The organism is Enterococcus sp. AZ128 (assembly GCF_051714485.1).
Classification (GTDB): domain Bacteria; phylum Bacillota; class Bacilli; order Lactobacillales; family Enterococcaceae; genus Enterococcus_A.
The window spans coordinates 2,167,614-2,189,391 of sequence record NZ_JBIORZ010000001.1 but is presented as its reverse complement, the minus strand read 5'-3'; the positions used below and the strand labels follow the sequence as shown (position 1 = coordinate 2,189,391).

The window sequence follows — 21,778 nt, the reverse complement described above, 5'->3', positions numbered from 1 at the left end:
CTTATTTGACGATGGAATCTAGTTTGCGGGGATGTTCGTGGGCTAAACGGCTCGCGGCTGATGCTGCGATTGCGCCAACAAGATCATCTAGAAATGTATGGACGTGCACGCCATCATGTTCATTAAGTTTTTTCAAGATACCTGGTTTGACTTTATCGATGTAGCCATAATTTGTAAAGCCGATTGAGCCATAAACATTCACGATAGACAGTGCCATAATCTCATCAATCCCATAAAGTCCTTCATCTTCCTCTAGAATATTCTGCAAAGGATAGTCCAGCTTCTTTTGTTCTGCCAACTTATCCAGTTCAATCCCGGTGATGATTGCATTGTGGACTTCACGTTTGGTCAATACTCGATTAACACTGTGAATACACAATTCGATATCTAGTTTGTCGATATAATCTTTCTGTAAAAAGAAGACTAAATCCGCGATATCTCGAATAGTGACGCCGCGTTCTTCCAAGAGTTCACGAGCCTTTTGTTCAAGAGCAGTCGTTTCGAATACCATATTTTACCTCCGTTAAACTTAGATTTGTGGAAACAGGCTAGTGCTGTGTCCAGGTTGCGCACGATTTTTAGGATTTACATAATGCAGAGCATTGTTGACAGCTGTCGGTGCTTCACCCATACCAGTAGCGATCAATTTCACTTTGCCGTCATAGGTCGCAATGTCACCACAAGCATAGACGCCGGGAATCGACGTGCGCATGTCCGATTCAACAAGGATTGCTTGCCGCGTACTTTCTAGCCCCCAAGACCGTAAGTGATCTAATGAAGAAGAAAACCCGTAGTTAACAATCAAGTAATTCACGTTCAATGTAATTGTCTCATCACTTTTCGCCTTTTGTAAAGTCACATCTTCCAAATTTTGTTCGCCGTGGAGTTCTTTTAGGATATAGGGCGTGTAAATATTTATCGATGATTCTCTTAATTTCTGAACGCTATGTTCATGCCCGCGGAAATTATCGCGACGATGGATGATAGATATTTCTGATGCAATCGGTTCTAACATCAAAGCCCAATCAATGGCGGAGTCTCCGCCACCGGCAATAGCAACTTTTTTCCCTGCGTATTTCATCAAGTCATTTATATAGTAATCGATTCCGTGATTCTCAAAGGTATCCGCGTCCGCAATCATCAAGCGTCTTGGCTGGAAAGAGCCATTGCCAAGAGCAAGAACGACCGCTCTTGTATAATGACTATCCTTATTAGTTATCAGCTCAAGGTAGTCTTCGTGCTGCTTCAATTCCAAAACTTCTTCATCTAAACAGTAAGTATGAGAAAATGTCCGCAACTGTTTCTCTAGGTTTCCAACCAGATCCGCCGCTTTTACGATCGGAAATCCAGGAATGTCATAAATATTTTTCTCAGGATAAAGTGTCGTTAATTGTCCACCAAGCTGTGGCAAACTATCGATCAGCTTTGTTTTTGCTTGGCGAATCCCAGCATAAAAAGCCGCAAACATGCCAACAGGTCCTGCACCTACGATGGTTATATCAAAAATTTCCATATCAACACCCTTTCTTCTCATCGATTGTAACAAATAAATGAGAGAGAAAGAAACGCTTGGCTTGAAGAGGTGGCAAAACCAGAAAAGTTTGTTATGATGGACACAGCAAAAAATAAAAGGAGGACGTTGTAGTGACTCAATTTCCACAATTAAACCTAACAGAAGAAAAAGGTCCGAATGCGACAATCAAAACGAATATGGGAGACATTCAAGTTCAATTGTTTCCTGAAGAGGCGCCAAAAACAGTTAAAAATTTTATTGAATTAGCGAAAAAAGGCTATTACGATGGGGTGATTTTCCACCGTGTCATTCCTGATTTCATGATTCAAGGCGGCGATCCGACTGGTACTGGTATGGGCGGCGAAAGTATTTATGGCGAAAAATTTGAAGACGAATTTTCACGCAATCTATTCAACCTTCGTGGTGCTTTATCGATGGCCAATGCTGGACCAAATTCTAATGGCAGCCAATTTTTTATCGTAAACAATCAAAACGTTCCAGCAAATATGTTGGCGCAATTGGAAGAAGCTGGATTTCCAGGTGAGGTCATCGAAACGTATAAGCAAGGTGGGACACCATGGTTAGATTTTCGTCATACTGTTTTTGGTCATGTGACTGAAGGCATGGATGTTGTAGATGCTATTGGTGCCGCTAAACGAGGCCCGCAAGACAAACCAGTTAATGATATCGTGATTGAATCAATCGAGATTACTGAATAAAAAATACGGCCAACCGGCCGTATTTTTTATTTCAAAGCAGTTACAATTCGTTTTAGACCTTCTTCAAGCGTTACTTGTGGACAAGCAACATTCAATCTCATATGTTGTTTTCCGCTAGGGCCATAACTAACCCCAGTATTTAAAACGACTTTTCCTTTATGGATCATGCGATTCTCTAATTCTTCATCTGTATAGCCATATGCCGAAAAATCTAACCATAACAAATAGGTCCCTTCTGGCTTCATAATTTTTACTTTAGGTAAATGATCTTGAAAAAATTGAATGGTGTAATTTATGTTTGCTTGAATATAAGGCAGTAATTCAGATAGCCATTCTTTCCCCGTTTTATAAGCAGCCTCCATACCTACCAGACCAAAAGTATTGATTTCTTGCTGGAAGTTTTCTTCTTGTTTACGTAGTAATTGTTTACGCAGTTTATCATTTTTAACAATGACCACGGAGTTTTTGATCCCAGCTAAATTGAATGTTTTGGTCATGGAAGTGAATTGTAAGCTAAACTCACTAAAATCCTCCCCTGCTTTAAAGAAAGAGGTCATTTCATTAGGAGAGAAGACCAAGTCTTGATGAATTTCATCACTTAGGACGAGGATGCCGTATTCTCGACAAAGCTTTCCGAGTTTTTGCAACTCTTCTTTTGTCCAGACGCGACCGCCAGGGTTATGAGGGTTACACAAAATCATAACTTTTACTTGATGTTGTTTGAACTTTCTTTCGATATCAGCATAATCCATCACGAAGCGCCCTGATTCCTCAACTAATTTACTGCGAATCAATTGTCGACGATTCGTGGTGATGATGTTTGCGAAAGGAGGATAGACTGGATCATGAATCAAGATTGTGTCATTTGGTTTAGTAAATGCTTGGACGGCTGTAGCTATTCCGGCTAATACACCTGAAAAGAAAAGGATGTCTTGTTTTTCTATAGTAAGATTGTGTTGTTCCTTTTCCCAACTGCATATAGTGGTGTAAAGACTCTCTGGCGTATTTGTATAACCCAATATTCCGTGATCCAATAATTTTTGATAGTTTTCCAAGACTCCTTTAGGTGCTTTGAAGTCCATGTCAGCGATCCACAATGGCAAAAGTACTCTTTCATCATACATGTTGAGAATGGCATCCCATTTCACGCTTTCAGAACCGAGACGATTAATCGGCTGTTCAAAATTTGTCATTTTTATTCCTCCTGCATACTAACTTCAATTTTATTTATAAATACAGTATAATGAAACATGCGAAAAGAGGGAAATGAATGGGATATAAAATTGGAGATATTATTGAGGGTCAAGTGACAGGAATCCAGCCATATGGTGCGTTCATCTCATTAGATGATCAGACACAAGGGTTAGTCCACATATCAGAAGTACAATCGGGATACACAAAAAACATCCACAGCTTTCTAGAAGTTGGTCAAGTGGTGAAAGTACAAATTATTGATATTGATGAATACACGAAAAAAATTAGTTTGTCATTGCGCACGTTAACAGACCATCCTGTTGAAGTGCCATATCACCGGAAACGATACTTTACCAATCGGAATAAAAATATCGGTTTTCGTTCGTTGGAGAAGAATATGCCGAAATGGACGAATGATGCGGTAGATTTTCTATTGAAAGAGCGTTGAAAATTAATAGCTATTTTATGCAAAGAATATCTTTTTTTCTGAAAACATGATACAATGAGTACGATTTACGACTAGCTTTTGCAGAGGTGAAAATTGTGACAAAACAAGTGTCTGGAACAATCATGTTGCATTTGGAAGATGGATCAAAACGTTTTTTAGTTCACGAAATAGGAAAAGATAGAGAATTTGCCCGCACTGATACTAAATCTGAAAATACTGTTTTAGCCAGTTTTTTGAATTTTTTGAAAGCTACACTACATATTAATGTTAATGATATTCGCTTGGTTGAGTTAACGAATACGCAAACGCATGGTGATAATTTACCGCTGTATGTATTCGAAATGACTAGCGAAGAGGCGACAGAACTGCCAGAAGGATTTTTTTGGGAAAGCCCAGATAGTGTAAGAAAAATCCTTGGTACGATCGAAATTGAAGGTGTACCATTATTTGAATAATTAATGAAAAAGAACTTATGAAAATAAGTTTCTTTTTTTTTGAAAAAAATAGTTGACCGATGATTAAATAAGTGGTAAATTAATAAACGTTGCTGATGCAGTGAAAGCCGAACGATGACTTTTGAAATTAAAAATGTTTCAAAAAATTAGTTGACATTCGCTCAATAAGCTGTTAAGATATAAAAGTTGCCGAAACAAAGCGACAAACAATGTAGACCTTTGAAAACTGAACGAATAAAACAAACCAAATGTGTAGGGCGTTTCTTTTATAATAGAAACAAACAACATAGCAAGCAATATGCTAGCAAGTCAATTATTACAATTGAGCTTAACAGTCGCAAGACTGTTTCAAACACTTTTTATGAGAGTTTGATCCTGGCTCAGGACGAACGCTGGCGGCGTGCCTAATACATGCAAGTCGAACGCTTTTTCTTTCACCGGAGCTTGCTCCACCGAAAGAAAAGGAGTGGCGAACGGGTGAGTAACACGTGGGTAACCTGCCCATCAGAAGGGGATAACACTTGGAAACAGGTGCTAATACCGTATAACAATAGAAACCGCATGGTTTCTATTTGAAAGGCGCTTTTGCGTCACTGATGGATGGACCCGCGGTGCATTAGCTAGTTGGTGAGGTAACGGCTCACCAAGGCAACGATGCATAGCCGACCTGAGAGGGTGATCGGCCACATTGGGACTGAGACACGGCCCAAACTCCTACGGGAGGCAGCAGTAGGGAATCTTCGGCAATGGACGAAAGTCTGACCGAGCAACGCCGCGTGAGTGAAGAAGGTTTTCGGATCGTAAAACTCTGTTGTTAGAGAAGAACAAGGATGAGAGTAGAATGTTCATCCCTTGACGGTATCTAACCAGAAAGCCACGGCTAACTACGTGCCAGCAGCCGCGGTAATACGTAGGTGGCAAGCGTTGTCCGGATTTATTGGGCGTAAAGCGAGCGCAGGCGGTTTCTTAAGTCTGATGTGAAAGCCCCCGGCTCAACCGGGGAGGGTCATTGGAAACTGGGAAACTTGAGTGCAGAAGAGGAGAGTGGAATTCCATGTGTAGCGGTGAAATGCGTAGATATATGGAGGAACACCAGTGGCGAAGGCGGCTCTCTGGTCTGTAACTGACGCTGAGGCTCGAAAGCGTGGGGAGCAAACAGGATTAGATACCCTGGTAGTCCACGCCGTAAACGATGAGTGCTAAGTGTTGGAGGGTTTCCGCCCTTCAGTGCTGCAGCTAACGCATTAAGCACTCCGCCTGGGGAGTACGACCGCAAGGTTGAAACTCAAAGGAATTGACGGGGGCCCGCACAAGCGGTGGAGCATGTGGTTTAATTCGAAGCAACGCGAAGAACCTTACCAGGTCTTGACATCCTTTGACCACTCTAGAGATAGAGCTTCCCCTTCGGGGGCAAAGTGACAGGTGGTGCATGGTTGTCGTCAGCTCGTGTCGTGAGATGTTGGGTTAAGTCCCGCAACGAGCGCAACCCTTATTGTTAGTTGCCATCATTTAGTTGGGCACTCTAGCGAGACTGCCGGTGACAAACCGGAGGAAGGTGGGGATGACGTCAAATCATCATGCCCCTTATGACCTGGGCTACACACGTGCTACAATGGGAAGTACAACGAGTCGCGAAGTCGCGAGGCTAAGCTAATCTCTTAAAGCTTCTCTCAGTTCGGATTGTAGGCTGCAACTCGCCTACATGAAGCCGGAATCGCTAGTAATCGCGGATCAGCACGCCGCGGTGAATACGTTCCCGGGCCTTGTACACACCGCCCGTCACACCACGAGAGTTTGTAACACCCGAAGTCGGTGAGGTAACCTTTTGGAGCCAGCCGCCTAAGGTGGGATAGATGATTGGGGTGAAGTCGTAACAAGGTAGCCGTATCGGAAGGTGCGGCTGGATCACCTCCTTTCTAAGGAATATTACGGAGACTACACAGGTTGCTTTATTCGTTCAGTTTTGAGAGGTCTACTCTCAAATCGTTCATTGAAAACTGGATACAGAAACAAATTTAAACAAACCGAGAACACCGCGTTGAATGAGTTTTTTAATAAGTTCAATTGCTTATTTTTTTATTACTAACGGAAATGATCGCTCATGAAAGTTAGTAAGACCCAACCGAAAGGTTGATAAGGTTAAGTGAATAAGGGCGCACGGTGGATGCCTTGGCACTAGGAGCCGATGAAGGACGGGACTAACACCGATATGCTTCGGGGAGCTGTAAGTAAGCTTTGATCCGGAGATTTCCGAATGGGGAAACCCAGCATCTTTTATAGGATGTTACTTTTCAGTGAATACATAGCTGATTAGAGGTAGACGCAGAGAACTGAAACATCTAAGTACCTGCAGGAAGAGAAAGAAAAATCGATTCCCTGAGTAGCGGCGAGCGAAACGGGAAAAGCCCAAACCAAGAGGCTTGCCTCTTGGGGTTGTAGGACTCCGATATGGTAGTCCAGTGAAATAGTCGAAGGACCTGGAAAGGTCTGCTAGAAAGGGTAAAAGCCCCGTAGACAAAATTTGACTGGCACCTAGGAGGATCCTGAGTACGGCGGAACACGAGGAATTCCGTCGGAATCCGGGAGGACCATCTCCCAAGGCTAAATACTCCCTAGTGACCGATAGTGAACCAGTACCGTGAGGGAAAGGTGAAAAGCACCCCGGAAGGGGAGTGAAATAGATCCTGAAACCGTGTGCCTACAACAAGTTAGAGCCCGTTAATGGGTGATAGCGTGCCTTTTGTAGAATGAACCGGCGAGTTACGATTACTTGCGAGGTTAAGTCGAAAAGACGGAGCCGCAGCGAAAGCGAGTCTGAATAGGGCGAATGAGTAAGTGGTCGTAGACCCGAAACCATGTGATCTACCCATGTCCAGGTTGAAGGTGCGGTAAAACGCACTGGAGGACCGAACCCACGTACGTTGAAAAGTGCGGGGATGAGGTGTGGGTAGCGGAGAAATTCCAAACGAACTTGGAGATAGCTGGTTCTCTCCGAAATAGCTTTAGGGCTAGCCTCAGAGTAAGAATGATGGAGGTAGAGCACTGTTTGGACTAGGGGCCCATCTCGGGTTACCGAATTCAGATAAACTCCGAATGCCATCCATTCATCTCTGGGAGTCAGACTGTGAGTGATAAGATCCATAGTCGAAAGGGAAACAGCCCAGACCACCAGCTAAGGTCCCCAAATAACTATTAAGTGGAAAAGGATGTGGGGTTGCACAGACAACTAGGATGTTGGCTTAGAAGCAGCCACCATTTAAAGAGTGCGTAATAGCTCACTAGTCGAGTGACCCTGCGCCGAAAATTTACCGGGGCTAAATAGTTTACCGAAGCTGTGGAGCACACCTAAAGGTGTGTTGGTAGGAGAGCGTTCTAAGGGCGTTGAAGGTAGATCGTGAGGACTGCTGGAGCGCTTAGAAGTGAGAATGCCGGTATGAGTAGCGAAAGACAGGTGAGAATCCTGTCCACCGAATGACTAAGGTTTCCTGGGGAAGGCTCGTCCGCCCAGGGTTAGTCGGGACCTAAGCTGAGGCCGAAAGGCGTAGGCGATGGATAACAGGTTGATATTCCTGTACCCGTTGTTTTTGTTTGAGCAATGGAGGGACGCAGGAGGCTAAGGAATCAGACGATTGGAAATGTCTGTCCAAGCAATGAGTCTTGATGTGAGTCAAATGCTTACATCTCTAAGGACAAGTTGTGATGGGGAGGGAAATAAAAGTACCGAAGTTCCCGATGTCACACTGCCGAGAAAAGCTTCTAGTTAGAAAACAACGGCCCGTACCGCAAACCGACACAGGTAGTCGAGGAGAGAATCCTAAGGTGAGCGAGAGAACTCTCGTTAAGGAACTCGGCAAAATGACCCCGTAACTTCGGGAGAAGGGGTGCTGATCTAACGATCAGCCGCAGTGAATAGGCCCAAGCGACTGTTTATCAAAAACACAGGTCTCTGCAAAATCGAAAGATGACGTATAGGGGCTGACGCCTGCCCGGTGCTGGAAGGTTAAGAGGAGTGCTTAGCGTAAGCGAAGGTACGAATTGAAGCCCCAGTAAACGGCGGCCGTAACTATAACGGTCCTAAGGTAGCGAAATTCCTTGTCGGGTAAGTTCCGACCCGCACGAAAGGCGTAACGATTTGGGCACTGTCTCAACGAGAGACTCGGTGAAATTTTAGTACCTGTGAAGATGCAGGTTACCCGCGACAGGACGGAAAGACCCCATGGAGCTTTACTGCAGTTTGATATTGAGTGTTTGTACCACATGTACAGGATAGGTAGGAGCCGTAGAAGTCGGGACGCTAGTTTCGACAGAGGCGCTGGTGGGATACTACCCCTGTGTTATGACCACTCTAACCCGCATCACTAATCGTGATGGGAGACAGTGTCAGATGGGCAGTTTGACTGGGGCGGTCGCCTCCTAAAGAGTAACGGAGGCGCCCAAAGGTTCCCTCAGAATGGTTGGAAATCATTCGCAGAGTGTAAAGGCACAAGGGAGCTTGACTGCGAGACCTACAAGTCGAGCAGGGACGAAAGTCGGGCTTAGTGATCCGGTGGTTCCGCATGGAAGGGCCATCGCTCAACGGATAAAAGCTACCCTGGGGATAACAGGCTTATCTCCCCCAAGAGTCCACATCGACGGGGAGGTTTGGCACCTCGATGTCGGCTCGTCGCATCCTGGGGCTGTAGTCGGTCCCAAGGGTTGGGCTGTTCGCCCATTAAAGCGGCACGCGAGCTGGGTTCAGAACGTCGTGAGACAGTTCGGTCCCTATCCGTCGCGGGCGTTGGAAATTTGAGAGGATCTGTCCTTAGTACGAGAGGACCGGGATGGACTTACCGCTGGTGTACCAGTTGTCTCGCCAGAGGCATCGCTGGGTAGCTATGTAGGGAAGGGATAAACGCTGAAAGCATCTAAGTGTGAAGCCCACCTCAAGATGAGATTTCCCATTTCTTTAAGAAAGTAAGATCCCTGAGAGAAGATCAGGTAGATAGGTCAGGAGTGGAAGTGCAGTGATGTACGGAGCGGACTGATACTAATCGATCGAGGACTTAACCAAAATAAAATTGATTCAAGGTAGTTTAAAGGTTTCTGATCCAGTTTTGAGTGAACGAAGTTTACTCAAACAACAAGTGTGGTGGCGATAGCGGGAAGGATACACCTGTTCCCATGTCGAACACAGAAGTTAAGCTTCTTAGCGCCGATTGTAGTGAGGGGTTGCCCCTTGTGAGATTAGGACGTCGCCACGCGAAATTCCATCCTAAACAGGATGGAATTTTTATTTCCTAAACAGTTAATTTTGGTTATAGTAAGTTTATATGTCACGAGATATATTTTGAAATTTGTTAAATAATACTATTGACACTGTTTAAACGTTAAGTTATTATAACTAAGCTAACAAAATGTTTATGGCAATAACTTCTAAAGAAAATCAGGAAAGTTGTTGACATTAACTCAGTAAGCTGTTAAGATATAAAAGTTGCTGAAACAAAGCGACAAACAATGTAGACCTTTGAAAACTGAACGAATAAAACAAACCAAATGTGTAGGGCGTTTCTTTTAAATAGAAACAAACAACATAGCAAGCAATATGCTAGCAAGTCAATTATTACAATTGAGCTTAACAGTCGCAAGACTGTTTCAAACACTTTTTATGAGAGTTTGATCCTGGCTCAGGACGAACGCTGGCGGCGTGCCTAATACATGCAAGTCGAACGCTTTTTCTTTCACCGGAGCTTGCTCCACCGAAAGAAAAGGAGTGGCGAACGGGTGAGTAACACGTGGGTAACCTGCCCATCAGAAGGGGATAACACTTGGAAACAGGTGCTAATACCGTATAACAATAGAAACCGCATGGTTTCTATTTGAAAGGCGCTTTTGCGTCACTGATGGATGGACCCGCGGTGCATTAGCTAGTTGGTGAGGTAACGGCTCACCAAGGCAACGATGCATAGCCGACCTGAGAGGGTGATCGGCCACATTGGGACTGAGACACGGCCCAAACTCCTACGGGAGGCAGCAGTAGGGAATCTTCGGCAATGGACGAAAGTCTGACCGAGCAACGCCGCGTGAGTGAAGAAGGTTTTCGGATCGTAAAACTCTGTTGTTAGAGAAGAACAAGGATGAGAGTAGAATGTTCATCCCTTGACGGTATCTAACCAGAAAGCCACGGCTAACTACGTGCCAGCAGCCGCGGTAATACGTAGGTGGCAAGCGTTGTCCGGATTTATTGGGCGTAAAGCGAGCGCAGGCGGTTTCTTAAGTCTGATGTGAAAGCCCCCGGCTCAACCGGGGAGGGTCATTGGAAACTGGGAAACTTGAGTGCAGAAGAGGAGAGTGGAATTCCATGTGTAGCGGTGAAATGCGTAGATATATGGAGGAACACCAGTGGCGAAGGCGGCTCTCTGGTCTGTAACTGACGCTGAGGCTCGAAAGCGTGGGGAGCAAACAGGATTAGATACCCTGGTAGTCCACGCCGTAAACGATGAGTGCTAAGTGTTGGAGGGTTTCCGCCCTTCAGTGCTGCAGCTAACGCATTAAGCACTCCGCCTGGGGAGTACGACCGCAAGGTTGAAACTCAAAGGAATTGACGGGGGCCCGCACAAGCGGTGGAGCATGTGGTTTAATTCGAAGCAACGCGAAGAACCTTACCAGGTCTTGACATCCTTTGACCACTCTAGAGATAGAGCTTCCCCTTCGGGGGCAAAGTGACAGGTGGTGCATGGTTGTCGTCAGCTCGTGTCGTGAGATGTTGGGTTAAGTCCCGCAACGAGCGCAACCCTTATTGTTAGTTGCCATCATTTAGTTGGGCACTCTAGCGAGACTGCCGGTGACAAACCGGAGGAAGGTGGGGATGACGTCAAATCATCATGCCCCTTATGACCTGGGCTACACACGTGCTACAATGGGAAGTACAACGAGTCGCGAAGTCGCGAGGCTAAGCTAATCTCTTAAAGCTTCTCTCAGTTCGGATTGTAGGCTGCAACTCGCCTACATGAAGCCGGAATCGCTAGTAATCGCGGATCAGCACGCCGCGGTGAATACGTTCCCGGGCCTTGTACACACCGCCCGTCACACCACGAGAGTTTGTAACACCCGAAGTCGGTGAGGTAACCTTTTGGAGCCAGCCGCCTAAGGTGGGATAGATGATTGGGGTGAAGTCGTAACAAGGTAGCCGTATCGGAAGGTGCGGCTGGATCACCTCCTTTCTAAGGAATATTACGGAGACTACACAGGTTGCTTTATTCGTTCAGTTTTGAGAGGTCTACTCTCAATCTAATAATCAATATCGGGGCCTTAGCTCAGCTGGGAGAGCGCCTGCTTTGCACGCAGGAGGTCAGCGGTTCGATCCCGCTAGGCTCCATTGATGACGTTGGTCATCAATCGTTCATTGAAAACTGGATACAGAAACAAATTTAAACAAACCGAGAACACCGCGTTGAATGAGTTTTTTAATAAGTTCAATTGCTTATTTTTTATTACTAACGGAAATGATCGCTCATGAAAGTTAGTAAGACCCAACCGAAAGGTTGATAAGGTTAAGTGAATAAGGGCGCACGGTGGATGCCTTGGCACTAGGAGCCGATGAAGGACGGGACTAACACCGATATGCTTCGGGGAGCTGTAAGTAAGCTTTGATCCGGAGATTTCCGAATGGGGAAACCCAGCATCTTTTATAGGATGTTACTTTTCAGTGAATACATAGCTGATTAGAGGTAGACGCAGAGAACTGAAACATCTAAGTACCTGCAGGAAGAGAAAGAAAAATCGATTCCCTGAGTAGCGGCGAGCGAAACGGGAAAAGCCCAAACCAAGAGGCTTGCCTCTTGGGGTTGTAGGACTCCGATATGGTAGTCCAGTGAAATAGTCGAAGGACCTGGAAAGGTCTGCTAGAAAGGGTAAAAGCCCCGTAGACAAAATTTGACTGGCACCTAGGAGGATCCTGAGTACGGCGGAACACGAGGAATTCCGTCGGAATCCGGGAGGACCATCTCCCAAGGCTAAATACTCCCTAGTGACCGATAGTGAACCAGTACCGTGAGGGAAAGGTGAAAAGCACCCCGGAAGGGGAGTGAAATAGATCCTGAAACCGTGTGCCTACAACAAGTTAGAGCCCGTTAATGGGTGATAGCGTGCCTTTTGTAGAATGAACCGGCGAGTTACGATTACTTGCGAGGTTAAGTCGAAAAGACGGAGCCGCAGCGAAAGCGAGTCTGAATAGGGCGAATGAGTAAGTGGTCGTAGACCCGAAACCATGTGATCTACCCATGTCCAGGTTGAAGGTGCGGTAAAACGCACTGGAGGACCGAACCCACGTACGTTGAAAAGTGCGGGGATGAGGTGTGGGTAGCGGAGAAATTCCAAACGAACTTGGAGATAGCTGGTTCTCTCCGAAATAGCTTTAGGGCTAGCCTCAGAGTAAGAATGATGGAGGTAGAGCACTGTTTGGACTAGGGGCCCATCTCGGGTTACCGAATTCAGATAAACTCCGAATGCCATCCATTCATCTCTGGGAGTCAGACTGTGAGTGATAAGATCCATAGTCGAAAGGGAAACAGCCCAGACCACCAGCTAAGGTCCCCAAATAACTATTAAGTGGAAAAGGATGTGGGGTTGCACAGACAACTAGGATGTTGGCTTAGAAGCAGCCACCATTTAAAGAGTGCGTAATAGCTCACTAGTCGAGTGACCCTGCGCCGAAAATTTACCGGGGCTAAATAGTTTACCGAAGCTGTGGAGCACACCTAAAGGTGTGTTGGTAGGAGAGCGTTCTAAGGGCGTTGAAGGTAGATCGTGAGGACTGCTGGAGCGCTTAGAAGTGAGAATGCCGGTATGAGTAGCGAAAGACAGGTGAGAATCCTGTCCACCGAATGACTAAGGTTTCCTGGGGAAGGCTCGTCCGCCCAGGGTTAGTCGGGACCTAAGCTGAGGCCGAAAGGCGTAGGCGATGGATAACAGGTTGATATTCCTGTACCCGTTGTTTTTGTTTGAGCAATGGAGGGACGCAGGAGGCTAAGGAATCAGACGATTGGAAATGTCTGTCCAAGCAATGAGTCTTGATGTGAGTCAAATGCTTACATCTCTAAGGACAAGTTGTGATGGGGAGGGAAATAAAAGTACCGAAGTTCCCGATGTCACACTGCCGAGAAAAGCTTCTAGTTAGAAAACAACGGCCCGTACCGCAAACCGACACAGGTAGTCGAGGAGAGAATCCTAAGGTGAGCGAGAGAACTCTCGTTAAGGAACTCGGCAAAATGACCCCGTAACTTCGGGAGAAGGGGTGCTGATCTAACGATCAGCCGCAGTGAATAGGCCCAAGCGACTGTTTATCAAAAACACAGGTCTCTGCAAAATCGAAAGATGACGTATAGGGGCTGACGCCTGCCCGGTGCTGGAAGGTTAAGAGGAGTGCTTAGCGTAAGCGAAGGTACGAATTGAAGCCCCAGTAAACGGCGGCCGTAACTATAACGGTCCTAAGGTAGCGAAATTCCTTGTCGGGTAAGTTCCGACCCGCACGAAAGGCGTAACGATTTGGGCACTGTCTCAACGAGAGACTCGGTGAAATTTTAGTACCTGTGAAGATGCAGGTTACCCGCGACAGGACGGAAAGACCCCATGGAGCTTTACTGCAGTTTGATATTGAGTGTTTGTACCACATGTACAGGATAGGTAGGAGCCGTAGAAGTCGGGACGCTAGTTTCGACAGAGGCGCTGGTGGGATACTACCCCTGTGTTATGACCACTCTAACCCGCATCACTAATCGTGATGGGAGACAGTGTCAGATGGGCAGTTTGACTGGGGCGGTCGCCTCCTAAAGAGTAACGGAGGCGCCCAAAGGTTCCCTCAGAATGGTTGGAAATCATTCGCAGAGTGTAAAGGCACAAGGGAGCTTGACTGCGAGACCTACAAGTCGAGCAGGGACGAAAGTCGGGCTTAGTGATCCGGTGGTTCCGCATGGAAGGGCCATCGCTCAACGGATAAAAGCTACCCTGGGGATAACAGGCTTATCTCCCCCAAGAGTCCACATCGACGGGGAGGTTTGGCACCTCGATGTCGGCTCGTCGCATCCTGGGGCTGTAGTCGGTCCCAAGGGTTGGGCTGTTCGCCCATTAAAGCGGCACGCGAGCTGGGTTCAGAACGTCGTGAGACAGTTCGGTCCCTATCCGTCGCGGGCGTTGGAAATTTGAGAGGATCTGTCCTTAGTACGAGAGGACCGGGATGGACTTACCGCTGGTGTACCAGTTGTCTCGCCAGAGGCATCGCTGGGTAGCTATGTAGGGAAGGGATAAACGCTGAAAGCATCTAAGTGTGAAGCCCACCTCAAGATGAGATTTCCCATTTCTTTAAGAAAGTAAGATCCCTGAGAGAAGATCAGGTAGATAGGTCAGGAGTGGAAGTGCAGTGATGTACGGAGCGGACTGATACTAATCGATCGAGGACTTAACCAAAATAAAATTGATTCAAGGTAGTTTAAAGGTTTCTGATCCAGTTTTGAGTGAACGAAGTTTACTCAAACAACAAGTGTGGTGGCGATAGCGGGAAGGATACACCTGTTCCCATGTCGAACACAGAAGTTAAGCTTCTTAGCGCCGATTGTAGTGAGGGGTTGCCCCTTGTGAGATTAGGACGTCGCCACGCTAAATTATTCCGGCATAGCTCAGTTGGTAGTAGCGCATGACTGTTAATCATGATGTCGTAGGTTCGAGTCCTACTGCCGGAGTTCTAAAGACAGTCTTTTATAGATTGTCTTTTTTTTGTGTGAGCAAAGTATTTAGCTGATTGTTAAAATCGTGCTATGCTTTATTTGAGGTGATGAGAGTTATGTATATAAAAATAGCAGATGAATTGGTCGAGAAACTTGAAAAATATCAAGGCAGTCTAATTGTTCTAGATTTGGATGATGGTGTAGGCCGCTACTCTAAATCTGGCAGCTGTGCATTAAATATTAGTTTCCGTTTGCTGATTTTGGACGAGGAACAAGATCATTCGGATTATACATTAAATGTTGAAAGTAACCTGTGGAGTATACCAATCAAGGAACATTCCAAATTATACTTAGAGGATGAGATGTCTTTAACTTTTGATCCGCGAATGTCTTTAATCAAATTAAAGGGTCCCAGTGGTATGATCGATGGGAACGTACACATTATTGATTTACGAGAAAAAAAGGAGTGAGCTCAAATGAGCCCATTCCTTTTTTATTTTGGTCTTTTTAAATCTAAGGTTCTAGCAATATGACTGTAAGTATTTCCTGCCAAACGTGCTGATGGATCAAACGTTAAGGGATCAATATATTCTTTTTCTTGATCAAAGAGGGTTTCTTCAAAATGATAATTTAAGACTTCTAAGATAAACAAATCACTGATAATCGTTTCATCATTGCCTTTGACTGGTATATATTGATGCAGCCGCACTTCAAAACGAATTGGAGCTTCTTGTATCGCTGGAACAGAAACTTCTTGGCTATTTAATAAAGTGAGATCATTATAGTTCATTTCACTTTCTTCCGCAGGCAATGAAGCGGCGGACTGGTTCATTTCATTCAATATATGATCATTGACCAGATGAATCACGCCCTCGTTTTGCTGGAATAAATTGCGAGCGGTATCTTTCATTTTTTGCCCCTTTCGATTGATCGAAAGGCTGACTAACGGTAATTCTTTGGCGACCACATTGAAATAACTGAACGGTGCAGCATTCACTACATTTGTCTCTTGATTAACTGTTGTAATCCAAGCGATTGGACGTGGAATGACACTGCCAGTCAAAAACTTGTAATTTTGTTTAGTAGTTAGGTCTTTTGCTGAATAGAAGAGCATAGCTTTCTCCTTATTAACGTTTTTTATTTGCGTCTGATGTATCGAATGGTCGAACGTATTCTTCGATTTCGTCACGTTTTGATTGTAGATGGGGTGGTAGAGATAAAATTTCTCCAGCATTTTCATATGTTTCATCTTGTAAAAAGCCGGGACCGTCTGTTGCCAATTCAAAGAGAACATTTGGTGCAGCTAAGAAATATTCTGATTGGAAATAAAAACGATCGACAAAACCGGAATTAGGAAATTCCAAGGCATTGATTTTTTCAATCCAATCCCGAAGCGCTTCGTCATCTGCAATGCGTAAAGCTAAATGATGAACGTTGCCATAGCCTTCTTGGGCAGGAAGCATATCTGGTTGATCGTCAACCAGGATTGTAGCCCCGTTACCGCCTTCACCTACCTCGAATTGATGCATACTGTCTTCTGCAGCCGTTTCTTCAAAACCTAAAAGATTTTCTAAAACTAATTTCAAATGTTCAAATTTTGCGACGGTGACAATGGTTGGTCCTAAGCCAAAGATAGCATGTTCAGCGGGTACATTGGAATTTTTCCATGGAGTACCCCCAGCAACACCTAGATTTTTTTCATCGGAAACTAATTGGAACCATTGATCGTCATAGTCTTGAAATTCTAAATATTTTTTGCCGAAACGTTCTTTAATCTCGCTATGAACTACATTTAAGTTTTTAAAACGTTGTACCCAATAATCTAGAGAAGCATCGGTCGGAACACGAAAACCGGTCCGAGAGATACTGTTGGTTCCTTTAGTTCCCTTGGGAATTTGTGGAAAATCGAAGAACGTCATATCAGTTCCAGGAGCGCCAGCATCATCGGTAAAATATAAATGATAAGTTTCAATGTCGTCTTGATTAACGGTTTTTTTGATCATACGCAAGCCTAAAATATCGGTAAAGAAGCGATAATTTTTTTCGGCACTAGAAGTCATTGCTGTCACGTGGTGTAATCCGCGAATTTTTGTATCCATAATAATTTCCCCCTAAATTCTTACTAAAAGTAAGTATATGTGTATCCAGTTTTTTTAGCAAGAATATTGCCTTAGGTTGATATTTTAGAAAGGAATCAGTAGGATGGAGGCAGGAGGTAGACGATGAAAAATATTGTTTTATTTGATTTGGATGGGACATTGACTGATTCTAGCGAAGGAATCGTAAATAGTGTCCGTTATATGCTGGAAAAAAAGGGTTTGGAGATTCCTGATGAGGCTGCGTTGCATAGTTTCATCGGACCGCCGTTAACGAAAACGTTAAAGCAGCTTTATGATTTGCCTGAGATTGAGGCGCAAGGTGCTGTCGAAGTTTATCGTGAATATTATACGGAAGAAGGAATCAAGCAGCTTTCAGTTTACTCGGGTATTCATGAATTGTTGACAGAATTATCGGAGGACTACTATTTAGCGGTTGCTACTTCAAAACCAGAATTTTTTGCAAATCAGGTTCTTGAAAATACGGGCCTATTAAACTATTTCTCTGGGATTTTTGGAGCAGATTTGGCCGGAGAGCGTTCAAAAAAAGTGGATGTGATCGCTTATGCATTGGAGCATTTGGCTGAAGCGCCAGCAGTGATGATTGGCGATCGAGAATTTGATATCCTTGGTGCTAAAGCAAACCAGTTAAAGAGCATCGGTGTTTTGTATGGATTTGGAGACCGTCAGGAAATGGTAGCGGCAGAAGCTGACCTAATCGTAGAAAAAGTTGAAGAGCTTTCTGCGGCAGTTAACCAAGCATTTCTAAAATAGATTTAAGACAAAAAAATCCCTCATATGAGGGATTTTTGAGCTGTATTTCGACTTAGTACCAACCGTTTGCTTGCCAGAATGCTTGTGCACCTTCCCATGAACCATAGCGAGAAGTTACGTATTGATCAGCTACACGTTCTTGGTTCGCTGCAGAGTAGTCACCATTCAGGTATGAAGCAGATAATTGGTAACGTCCAATGTATTGACCGTTTGTAGCCGTATATGAACCGCTAGATTCACGTTGTGCAATCCATTCTTTGGCTGAGTTTGTGCTTGCAGGTGTTGCTGTTTCAGCAGTAGCGGCTTCTTGTTGCACAGGGGCTGCTTGTTGCGCTGTTTCTTGAACAGTAGCGGCTGCTTGTGAAGTTTGTTCTGTTTGAACAGGAGCAGTTTGTTCTTGAGCTGGTGTCACTGTCGTATTCCCTTTAGCATCTGTATCGATGGTTAAGTTTTGACCTTCAAAAATCATATCAACGTTAGAAATTTTGTTTTCTTTTGCGATTGAATCAACTAAGCTGTTGTCACCGGCAAATTTGATTGAGATTTTTGATAGCGTGTCACCTGATTGAACAGTGTAGTTTTCAGCTGCATGAGCTTCATTTGTTCCTAGTGCAAATACTGCACCAGCTGTTAGTAAAGTCGTAAGTACAAGAGTTTTTCCAAATTTCATTATGTAAATTCCTCCAAAAAAGTTTTTAATGTAAATCAGTCATTTCGACTACGAGACATACTTTACCATCCTTCTTCATGTCATGGGTTATAAACCAGTGACAAGACGTTACAATGAAATGTATAAATGTAACAGAAACTGACTGAAATCGAACTTTTGAAATACTTAATCTCTTTTAAGAATAACTGAAAAAGGCTCTCTACTAAGGTATTTATGCCCTGTTTTGGAGTGCTCATTTTTGAAAGCGCTGCTTAAAATTGCAATGTTGAAACGTGGTTGTAAAAAAACAGAAAATTAAGGAAGTAAAAAATCGGGAATTTAGCGGGATATTTATTAAGAAAAGTTAAACAGACAAGGATTAAATGAGGTGCAAGATGAAGGTCACAATCAAGGAAATCGCGCGGTTAGCAGGGGTATCAGTTACAACGGTCTCCCAAATTCTTAATCAAAAGGGCGGCCGCTTTAGCGAATCAACGAAACAAAGAGTTTTAAGGGTGGTTGAGGAACAACAGTATTCTCCCAATTATTTTGCTTCTAATATTATTGCTCAAAAATCGAAGACGATCGGAGTCATCGTTCCTGATTTTTCCGAACAATTTGCCTCAGCGATCGTGAGAGAGATCAAGTGTCAAGTTGAAAAACAGGGATATTACCTGATTATTTGCGAATCAAATCATGATTTCCATAAAGAGCAAGAACTATTAAATCAATTGGCAAGGATTGCGGTAGAAGGTATCTTCTTATTTACACCTAATGATTATAGTCAGGAAAAACTCTTCGAAAAAGGCCGTTTTCAAAACATCCCGGTAATATTTGCTGACCGAGGACTGAATGAAGGCTACTATGGAACCGTTAAGATTGATGAATATTCTGGTGTCTATCAAGCCGTTGACTGGCTTATTTGCGAGGGACATCGCAAGATTGGATTGATTATGGATAATTCTGAACATTATCATCTAGGGGAACGCTACGAAGCCTATCAACAGGCTATGATTGACCACGATTTAATAATAGAAGAAAAGCATATCAAACAAATGCCGTTGACCATTGAGGGCGGCTATGAGGGATCTGCTGAATTACTAAGGAAGACGGAGGTAAGTGCGATTTTTTGCTGTGATGATATGTTAGCGATTGGCTGTTATCAGGCAGTCTACGATAGTGGGAAAATTTTGGATCAAGAAATGACTGTTGTTGGTTTTGATGGCGGCGAAGTTACTCAGATCGTTCGTCCGCAGATCAAAAGTGTTCGGCAGCCTTATCGAGAATTAGGAAAGGCTTATGCTGAAAAGATCCAAATGGCAATTGACCAACCAGAACGAAGAATGGATGATCGCCTCTTTCATGTGACGTTCCAGACATAATTATAATAGTAGAAAAAGCGGTGGATACATATAATCAACTTCTTTTTTACAGCGTTTGAATTATTTTAAAGATATTTTTTCGTGAATTAACTATCGAAAAATACTGAATAAAGGCACTTGTTAATTAGTAAAGCTAGTATTTCACAAAAAAAGCATAAAAAATTAGACATAGGCCATTATTTTTTGGTAGAATATGATGGTAGTGAAAAGTGATAGACCTTCTAAAGCAACAGGGGTAGTTGCCTTGGGATGAATCAAATTTAATCAGGAAAAGTGAGGATGTATTTTTTGAAAAGGCGTGGGGAAGATTTTTTTCAGGATAAAACGAAAAGAATCATTATTATCTGTTTGGTAGTTTTACTGATAGTTGTTAGTTTCTATTCGTTTAAGAGTGTCCATTACGCAGAACGGTTATTGCCGAAAACTAAGGTAAATAATATCAATGTAGGCGGATTGACGGTTGATGAGGCGAATGAAAAAATAAATACTGAATTAACGGAAGCTTCCGTTGCGATTAAACTTGACAATAAGTTGTGGAAGAAAATAAAGCGGAGTGAACTTGGCTGGCAGAAGGATCATGTGGATGCGCTCTCGAGGATCAAGCAGCAACAAACTCCTTTTGCATGGGGCATAAATAATTTATTAGGATGCCGCCATCAATTAGCTAGTACGTATGATCAAGATTATGTTAATCAGTTAGTCGAAAATTTGGGGACGGAAATCCTTCAAAAAAATATGACTCGTACACCAACAACGAATGCTAAGATTGAATGGCGTGATGGCGATTTTGAGATTGTTCCAGAACAACAGGGCGATACGATTGATGTTGCTGCAGCTCAAAAGGCGTTAATCAAGAATCTCGAAAATGGGAAGCAAACAGTAAATGCGGAAGATTATTATGCGCAACCGATTTTGACGAAAGAGGATAGTCAGTTAAAAAAATTAAAAGACAAAATGAATCAATTGGCCAAGTTGGAGGCGTCCTATACGATCAACGGGAAGAAAATTACCATTTCTCCAGAAGAACTCGGCAGTTGGTTAACAACGAATGAAAAAGCTGATGTACTGCTTGATCAAGAAAAGGTTACAGCGTATGTAACCAACTTAAATACGGAACACAACACTGTTGAGAATTCTACATCTTTTAATAGTACGAGACGTGGAGAAGTTTCTGTTCCGGCGGGCATTTATAGCTGGTCAATCAATATTCCTTCAGAGGTCGAAGCTTTGAGTGCCCAGGTCCTAAAGGGGAAAAATTTCAGCCGTACTCCGATTGTAGAGAGTGAAGTTCCTAATGTGCAGACGACACTCGGAAATACTTACGTGGAAGTGGATCTTCAAAATCAATATATGTGGTACTACAAAGAAGGCACGCTTCAGTTCGAGACAGATATCGTCAGCGGGAAGCCTTCGACACCAACCCCACCAGGAGTAAACTACGTGACAAGCAAGTCAACGGATCAAATTTTACGAGGGTTGAATGATGATGGGTCAAAATATGCAAGCCCGGTACGATACTGGATGCCGATCGATAAAACGGGAGTTGGTATCCATGATTCCGATTGGCAATATGCTTACGGTGGAGATTTGTGGTTATATCGTGGCTCACATGGCTGTATTAACACACCGCCAGCAAAAATGGCTGAGCTTTATCCGATCTTAGATGTAGGAACTCCGGTACTAGTTTTTTAATTCGTAAATCCAATAATAGTCAAAGTGCTGACCGAGGTGTCAGCACTTTTTTTTCGTTAAAAATGAAGTGAAGTGAACAAATCTAATATCAATTCTAGAACTGGTATTAGATTTTTGTGTTTTTTAATGAGCGATCATAATGAAATGAAGAATGGTAAT

Annotated in this window: 13 protein-coding genes, 2 tRNA genes and 6 rRNA genes; 15 read left to right on the top strand and 6 right to left on the bottom strand. The window is 43.9% G+C overall.

Going from position 1 to position 21,778, the window contains the following annotated elements; all coding sequences use genetic code 11:
• Position 1 precedes the first annotated feature (1 nt).
• Both IGI38_RS10785 and IGI38_RS10780 read right to left on the bottom strand, forming a co-directional pair.
• A complete protein-coding gene (locus tag IGI38_RS10785; protein ID WP_438729725.1) occupies positions 2–511 on the bottom strand; it encodes a phosphatidylglycerophosphatase A family protein in 510 nt (169 codons plus the stop codon).
• An 18-nt stretch (positions 512–529) separates the two neighbouring features.
• Positions 530–1,513 (bottom strand): NAD(P)/FAD-dependent oxidoreductase, encoded by a 984-nt coding sequence (locus IGI38_RS10780; RefSeq protein WP_438729722.1) that lies wholly within the window; start codon positions 1,511–1,513, stop codon positions 530–532.
• Between the two features lie 131 nt (positions 1,514–1,644).
• Here IGI38_RS10780 and IGI38_RS10775 point away from each other — a divergent pair, with 131 nt between their 5' ends.
• Positions 1,645–2,232, top strand: a complete 588-nt coding sequence (locus IGI38_RS10775; protein WP_438729719.1) for a peptidylprolyl isomerase — start codon at positions 1,645–1,647, stop codon at positions 2,230–2,232.
• Between the two features lie 26 nt (positions 2,233–2,258).
• On the opposite strand, the gene IGI38_RS10770 is transcribed toward IGI38_RS10775, so the two are convergent.
• Positions 2,259–3,425, bottom strand: a complete 1,167-nt coding sequence (locus tag IGI38_RS10770) for a MalY/PatB family protein (RefSeq protein ID WP_438729716.1) — start codon at positions 3,423–3,425, stop codon at positions 2,259–2,261.
• Positions 3,426–3,502: 77 nt separating this feature from the next.
• Here IGI38_RS10770 and IGI38_RS10765 point away from each other — a divergent pair, with 77 nt between their 5' ends.
• The 11 genes from IGI38_RS10765 to IGI38_RS10715 all read left to right on the top strand — a co-directional run bounded on the left by IGI38_RS10765 (position 3,503) and on the right by IGI38_RS10715 (position 15,496).
• Positions 3,503–3,874 (top strand): CvfD/Ygs/GSP13 family RNA-binding post-transcriptional regulator, encoded by a 372-nt coding sequence (locus IGI38_RS10765; protein WP_438729713.1) that lies wholly within the window; start codon positions 3,503–3,505, stop codon positions 3,872–3,874.
• Positions 3,875–3,966: 92 nt separating this feature from the next.
• The gene (locus IGI38_RS10760; protein ID WP_438730408.1) at positions 3,967–4,329 is read left to right on the top strand and encodes a hypothetical protein; all 363 of its coding nucleotides are present in this window, start codon (positions 3,967–3,969) and stop codon (positions 4,327–4,329) included.
• A 357-nt stretch (positions 4,330–4,686) separates the two neighbouring features.
• Positions 4,687–6,245: ribosomal RNA gene (locus tag IGI38_RS10755) — 16S ribosomal RNA — on the top strand.
• 221 nt (positions 6,246–6,466) lie between these two features.
• A 23S ribosomal RNA gene (locus IGI38_RS10750) occupies positions 6,467–9,379 on the top strand.
• A gap of 74 nt (positions 9,380–9,453) precedes the next feature.
• Positions 9,454–9,569, top strand: a 5S ribosomal RNA gene (gene rrf / locus IGI38_RS10745).
• Positions 9,570–9,969: 400 nt separating this feature from the next.
• Positions 9,970–11,528: ribosomal RNA gene (locus IGI38_RS10740) — 16S ribosomal RNA — on the top strand.
• Positions 11,529–11,610: 82 nt separating this feature from the next.
• A tRNA-Ala gene (locus IGI38_RS10735) sits at positions 11,611–11,683 on the top strand.
• Between the two features lie 173 nt (positions 11,684–11,856).
• Positions 11,857–14,769: ribosomal RNA gene (locus tag IGI38_RS10730) — 23S ribosomal RNA — on the top strand.
• 74 nt (positions 14,770–14,843) lie between these two features.
• Positions 14,844–14,959: ribosomal RNA gene (gene rrf, locus IGI38_RS10725) — 5S ribosomal RNA — on the top strand.
• Together the 16S, 23S and 5S rRNA genes with 2 tRNA genes alongside form the textbook arrangement of a ribosomal RNA operon.
• Before the next feature lie 8 nt (positions 14,960–14,967).
• Positions 14,968–15,041: transfer RNA gene (locus tag IGI38_RS10720), tRNA-Asn, on the top strand.
• Positions 15,042–15,142: 101 nt separating this feature from the next.
• Positions 15,143–15,496, top strand: a complete 354-nt coding sequence (locus IGI38_RS10715; RefSeq protein ID WP_438729710.1) for an iron-sulfur cluster biosynthesis family protein — start codon at positions 15,143–15,145, stop codon at positions 15,494–15,496.
• Positions 15,497–15,519: 23 nt separating this feature from the next.
• Here IGI38_RS10715 and IGI38_RS10710 read toward each other — a convergent pair whose 3' ends face one another.
• Positions 15,520–16,140 carry a flavin reductase family protein gene (locus tag IGI38_RS10710; RefSeq protein ID WP_438729707.1) on the bottom strand — a complete coding sequence of 207 codons (621 nt, stop codon included), beginning with the start codon at positions 16,138–16,140 and terminating at the stop codon, positions 15,520–15,522.
• A 13-nt stretch (positions 16,141–16,153) separates the two neighbouring features.
• Positions 16,154–17,125 carry a ring-cleaving dioxygenase gene (locus IGI38_RS10705; RefSeq protein ID WP_438729704.1) on the bottom strand — a complete coding sequence of 324 codons (972 nt, stop codon included), beginning with the start codon at positions 17,123–17,125 and terminating at the stop codon, positions 16,154–16,156.
• Between the two features lie 123 nt (positions 17,126–17,248).
• On the opposite strand from IGI38_RS10705, the gene IGI38_RS10700 reads away from it, so the two are divergent.
• Positions 17,249–17,896 carry an HAD-IA family hydrolase gene (locus tag IGI38_RS10700; protein WP_438729701.1) on the top strand — a complete coding sequence of 216 codons (648 nt, stop codon included), beginning with the start codon at positions 17,249–17,251 and terminating at the stop codon, positions 17,894–17,896.
• A 52-nt stretch (positions 17,897–17,948) separates the two neighbouring features.
• On the opposite strand, the gene IGI38_RS10695 is transcribed toward IGI38_RS10700, so the two are convergent.
• A complete protein-coding gene (locus IGI38_RS10695) occupies positions 17,949–18,566 on the bottom strand; it encodes a LysM peptidoglycan-binding domain-containing protein (RefSeq protein ID WP_438729698.1) in 618 nt (205 codons plus the stop codon).
• A 374-nt stretch (positions 18,567–18,940) separates the two neighbouring features.
• Between IGI38_RS10695 and IGI38_RS10690 the strand changes: the two genes are divergently transcribed.
• A complete protein-coding gene (locus tag IGI38_RS10690) occupies positions 18,941–19,927 on the top strand; it encodes a LacI family DNA-binding transcriptional regulator (protein ID WP_438729695.1) in 987 nt (328 codons plus the stop codon).
• 288 nt (positions 19,928–20,215) lie between these two features.
• Complete coding sequence (locus tag IGI38_RS10685; RefSeq protein WP_438729692.1) at positions 20,216–21,619, top strand: L,D-transpeptidase family protein; 1,404 nt, start codon at positions 20,216–20,218, stop codon at positions 21,617–21,619.
• Positions 21,620–21,778: the final 159 nt, after the last annotated feature.

What these genes read in the sequence shown, in the direction of transcription:
- IGI38_RS10715 (WP_438729710.1), top strand. Translation starts at nt 15,143, where the DNA reads ATGTATATAAAAATAGCAGATGAATTGGTCGAGAAACTTGAAAAATAT.
- IGI38_RS10710 (WP_438729707.1), bottom strand. Translation starts at nt 16,140, where the DNA reads ATGCTCTTCTATTCAGCAAAAGACCTAACTACTAAACAAAATTACAAG.
- IGI38_RS10765 (WP_438729713.1), top strand. Translation starts at nt 3,503, where the DNA reads ATGGGATATAAAATTGGAGATATTATTGAGGGTCAAGTGACAGGAATC.
- IGI38_RS10770 (WP_438729716.1), bottom strand. Translation starts at nt 3,425, where the DNA reads ATGACAAATTTTGAACAGCCGATTAATCGTCTCGGTTCTGAAAGCGTG.
- IGI38_RS10695 (WP_438729698.1), bottom strand. Translation starts at nt 18,566, where the DNA reads ATGAAATTTGGAAAAACTCTTGTACTTACGACTTTACTAACAGCTGGT.
- IGI38_RS10690 (WP_438729695.1), top strand. Translation starts at nt 18,941, where the DNA reads ATGAAGGTCACAATCAAGGAAATCGCGCGGTTAGCAGGGGTATCAGTT.
- IGI38_RS10780 (WP_438729722.1), bottom strand. Translation starts at nt 1,513, where the DNA reads ATGGAAATTTTTGATATAACCATCGTAGGTGCAGGACCTGTTGGCATG.
- IGI38_RS10700 (WP_438729701.1), top strand. Translation starts at nt 17,249, where the DNA reads ATGAAAAATATTGTTTTATTTGATTTGGATGGGACATTGACTGATTCT.
- IGI38_RS10705 (WP_438729704.1), bottom strand. Translation starts at nt 17,125, where the DNA reads ATGGATACAAAAATTCGCGGATTACACCACGTGACAGCAATGACTTCT.
- IGI38_RS10785 (WP_438729725.1), bottom strand. Translation starts at nt 511, where the DNA reads ATGGTATTCGAAACGACTGCTCTTGAACAAAAGGCTCGTGAACTCTTG.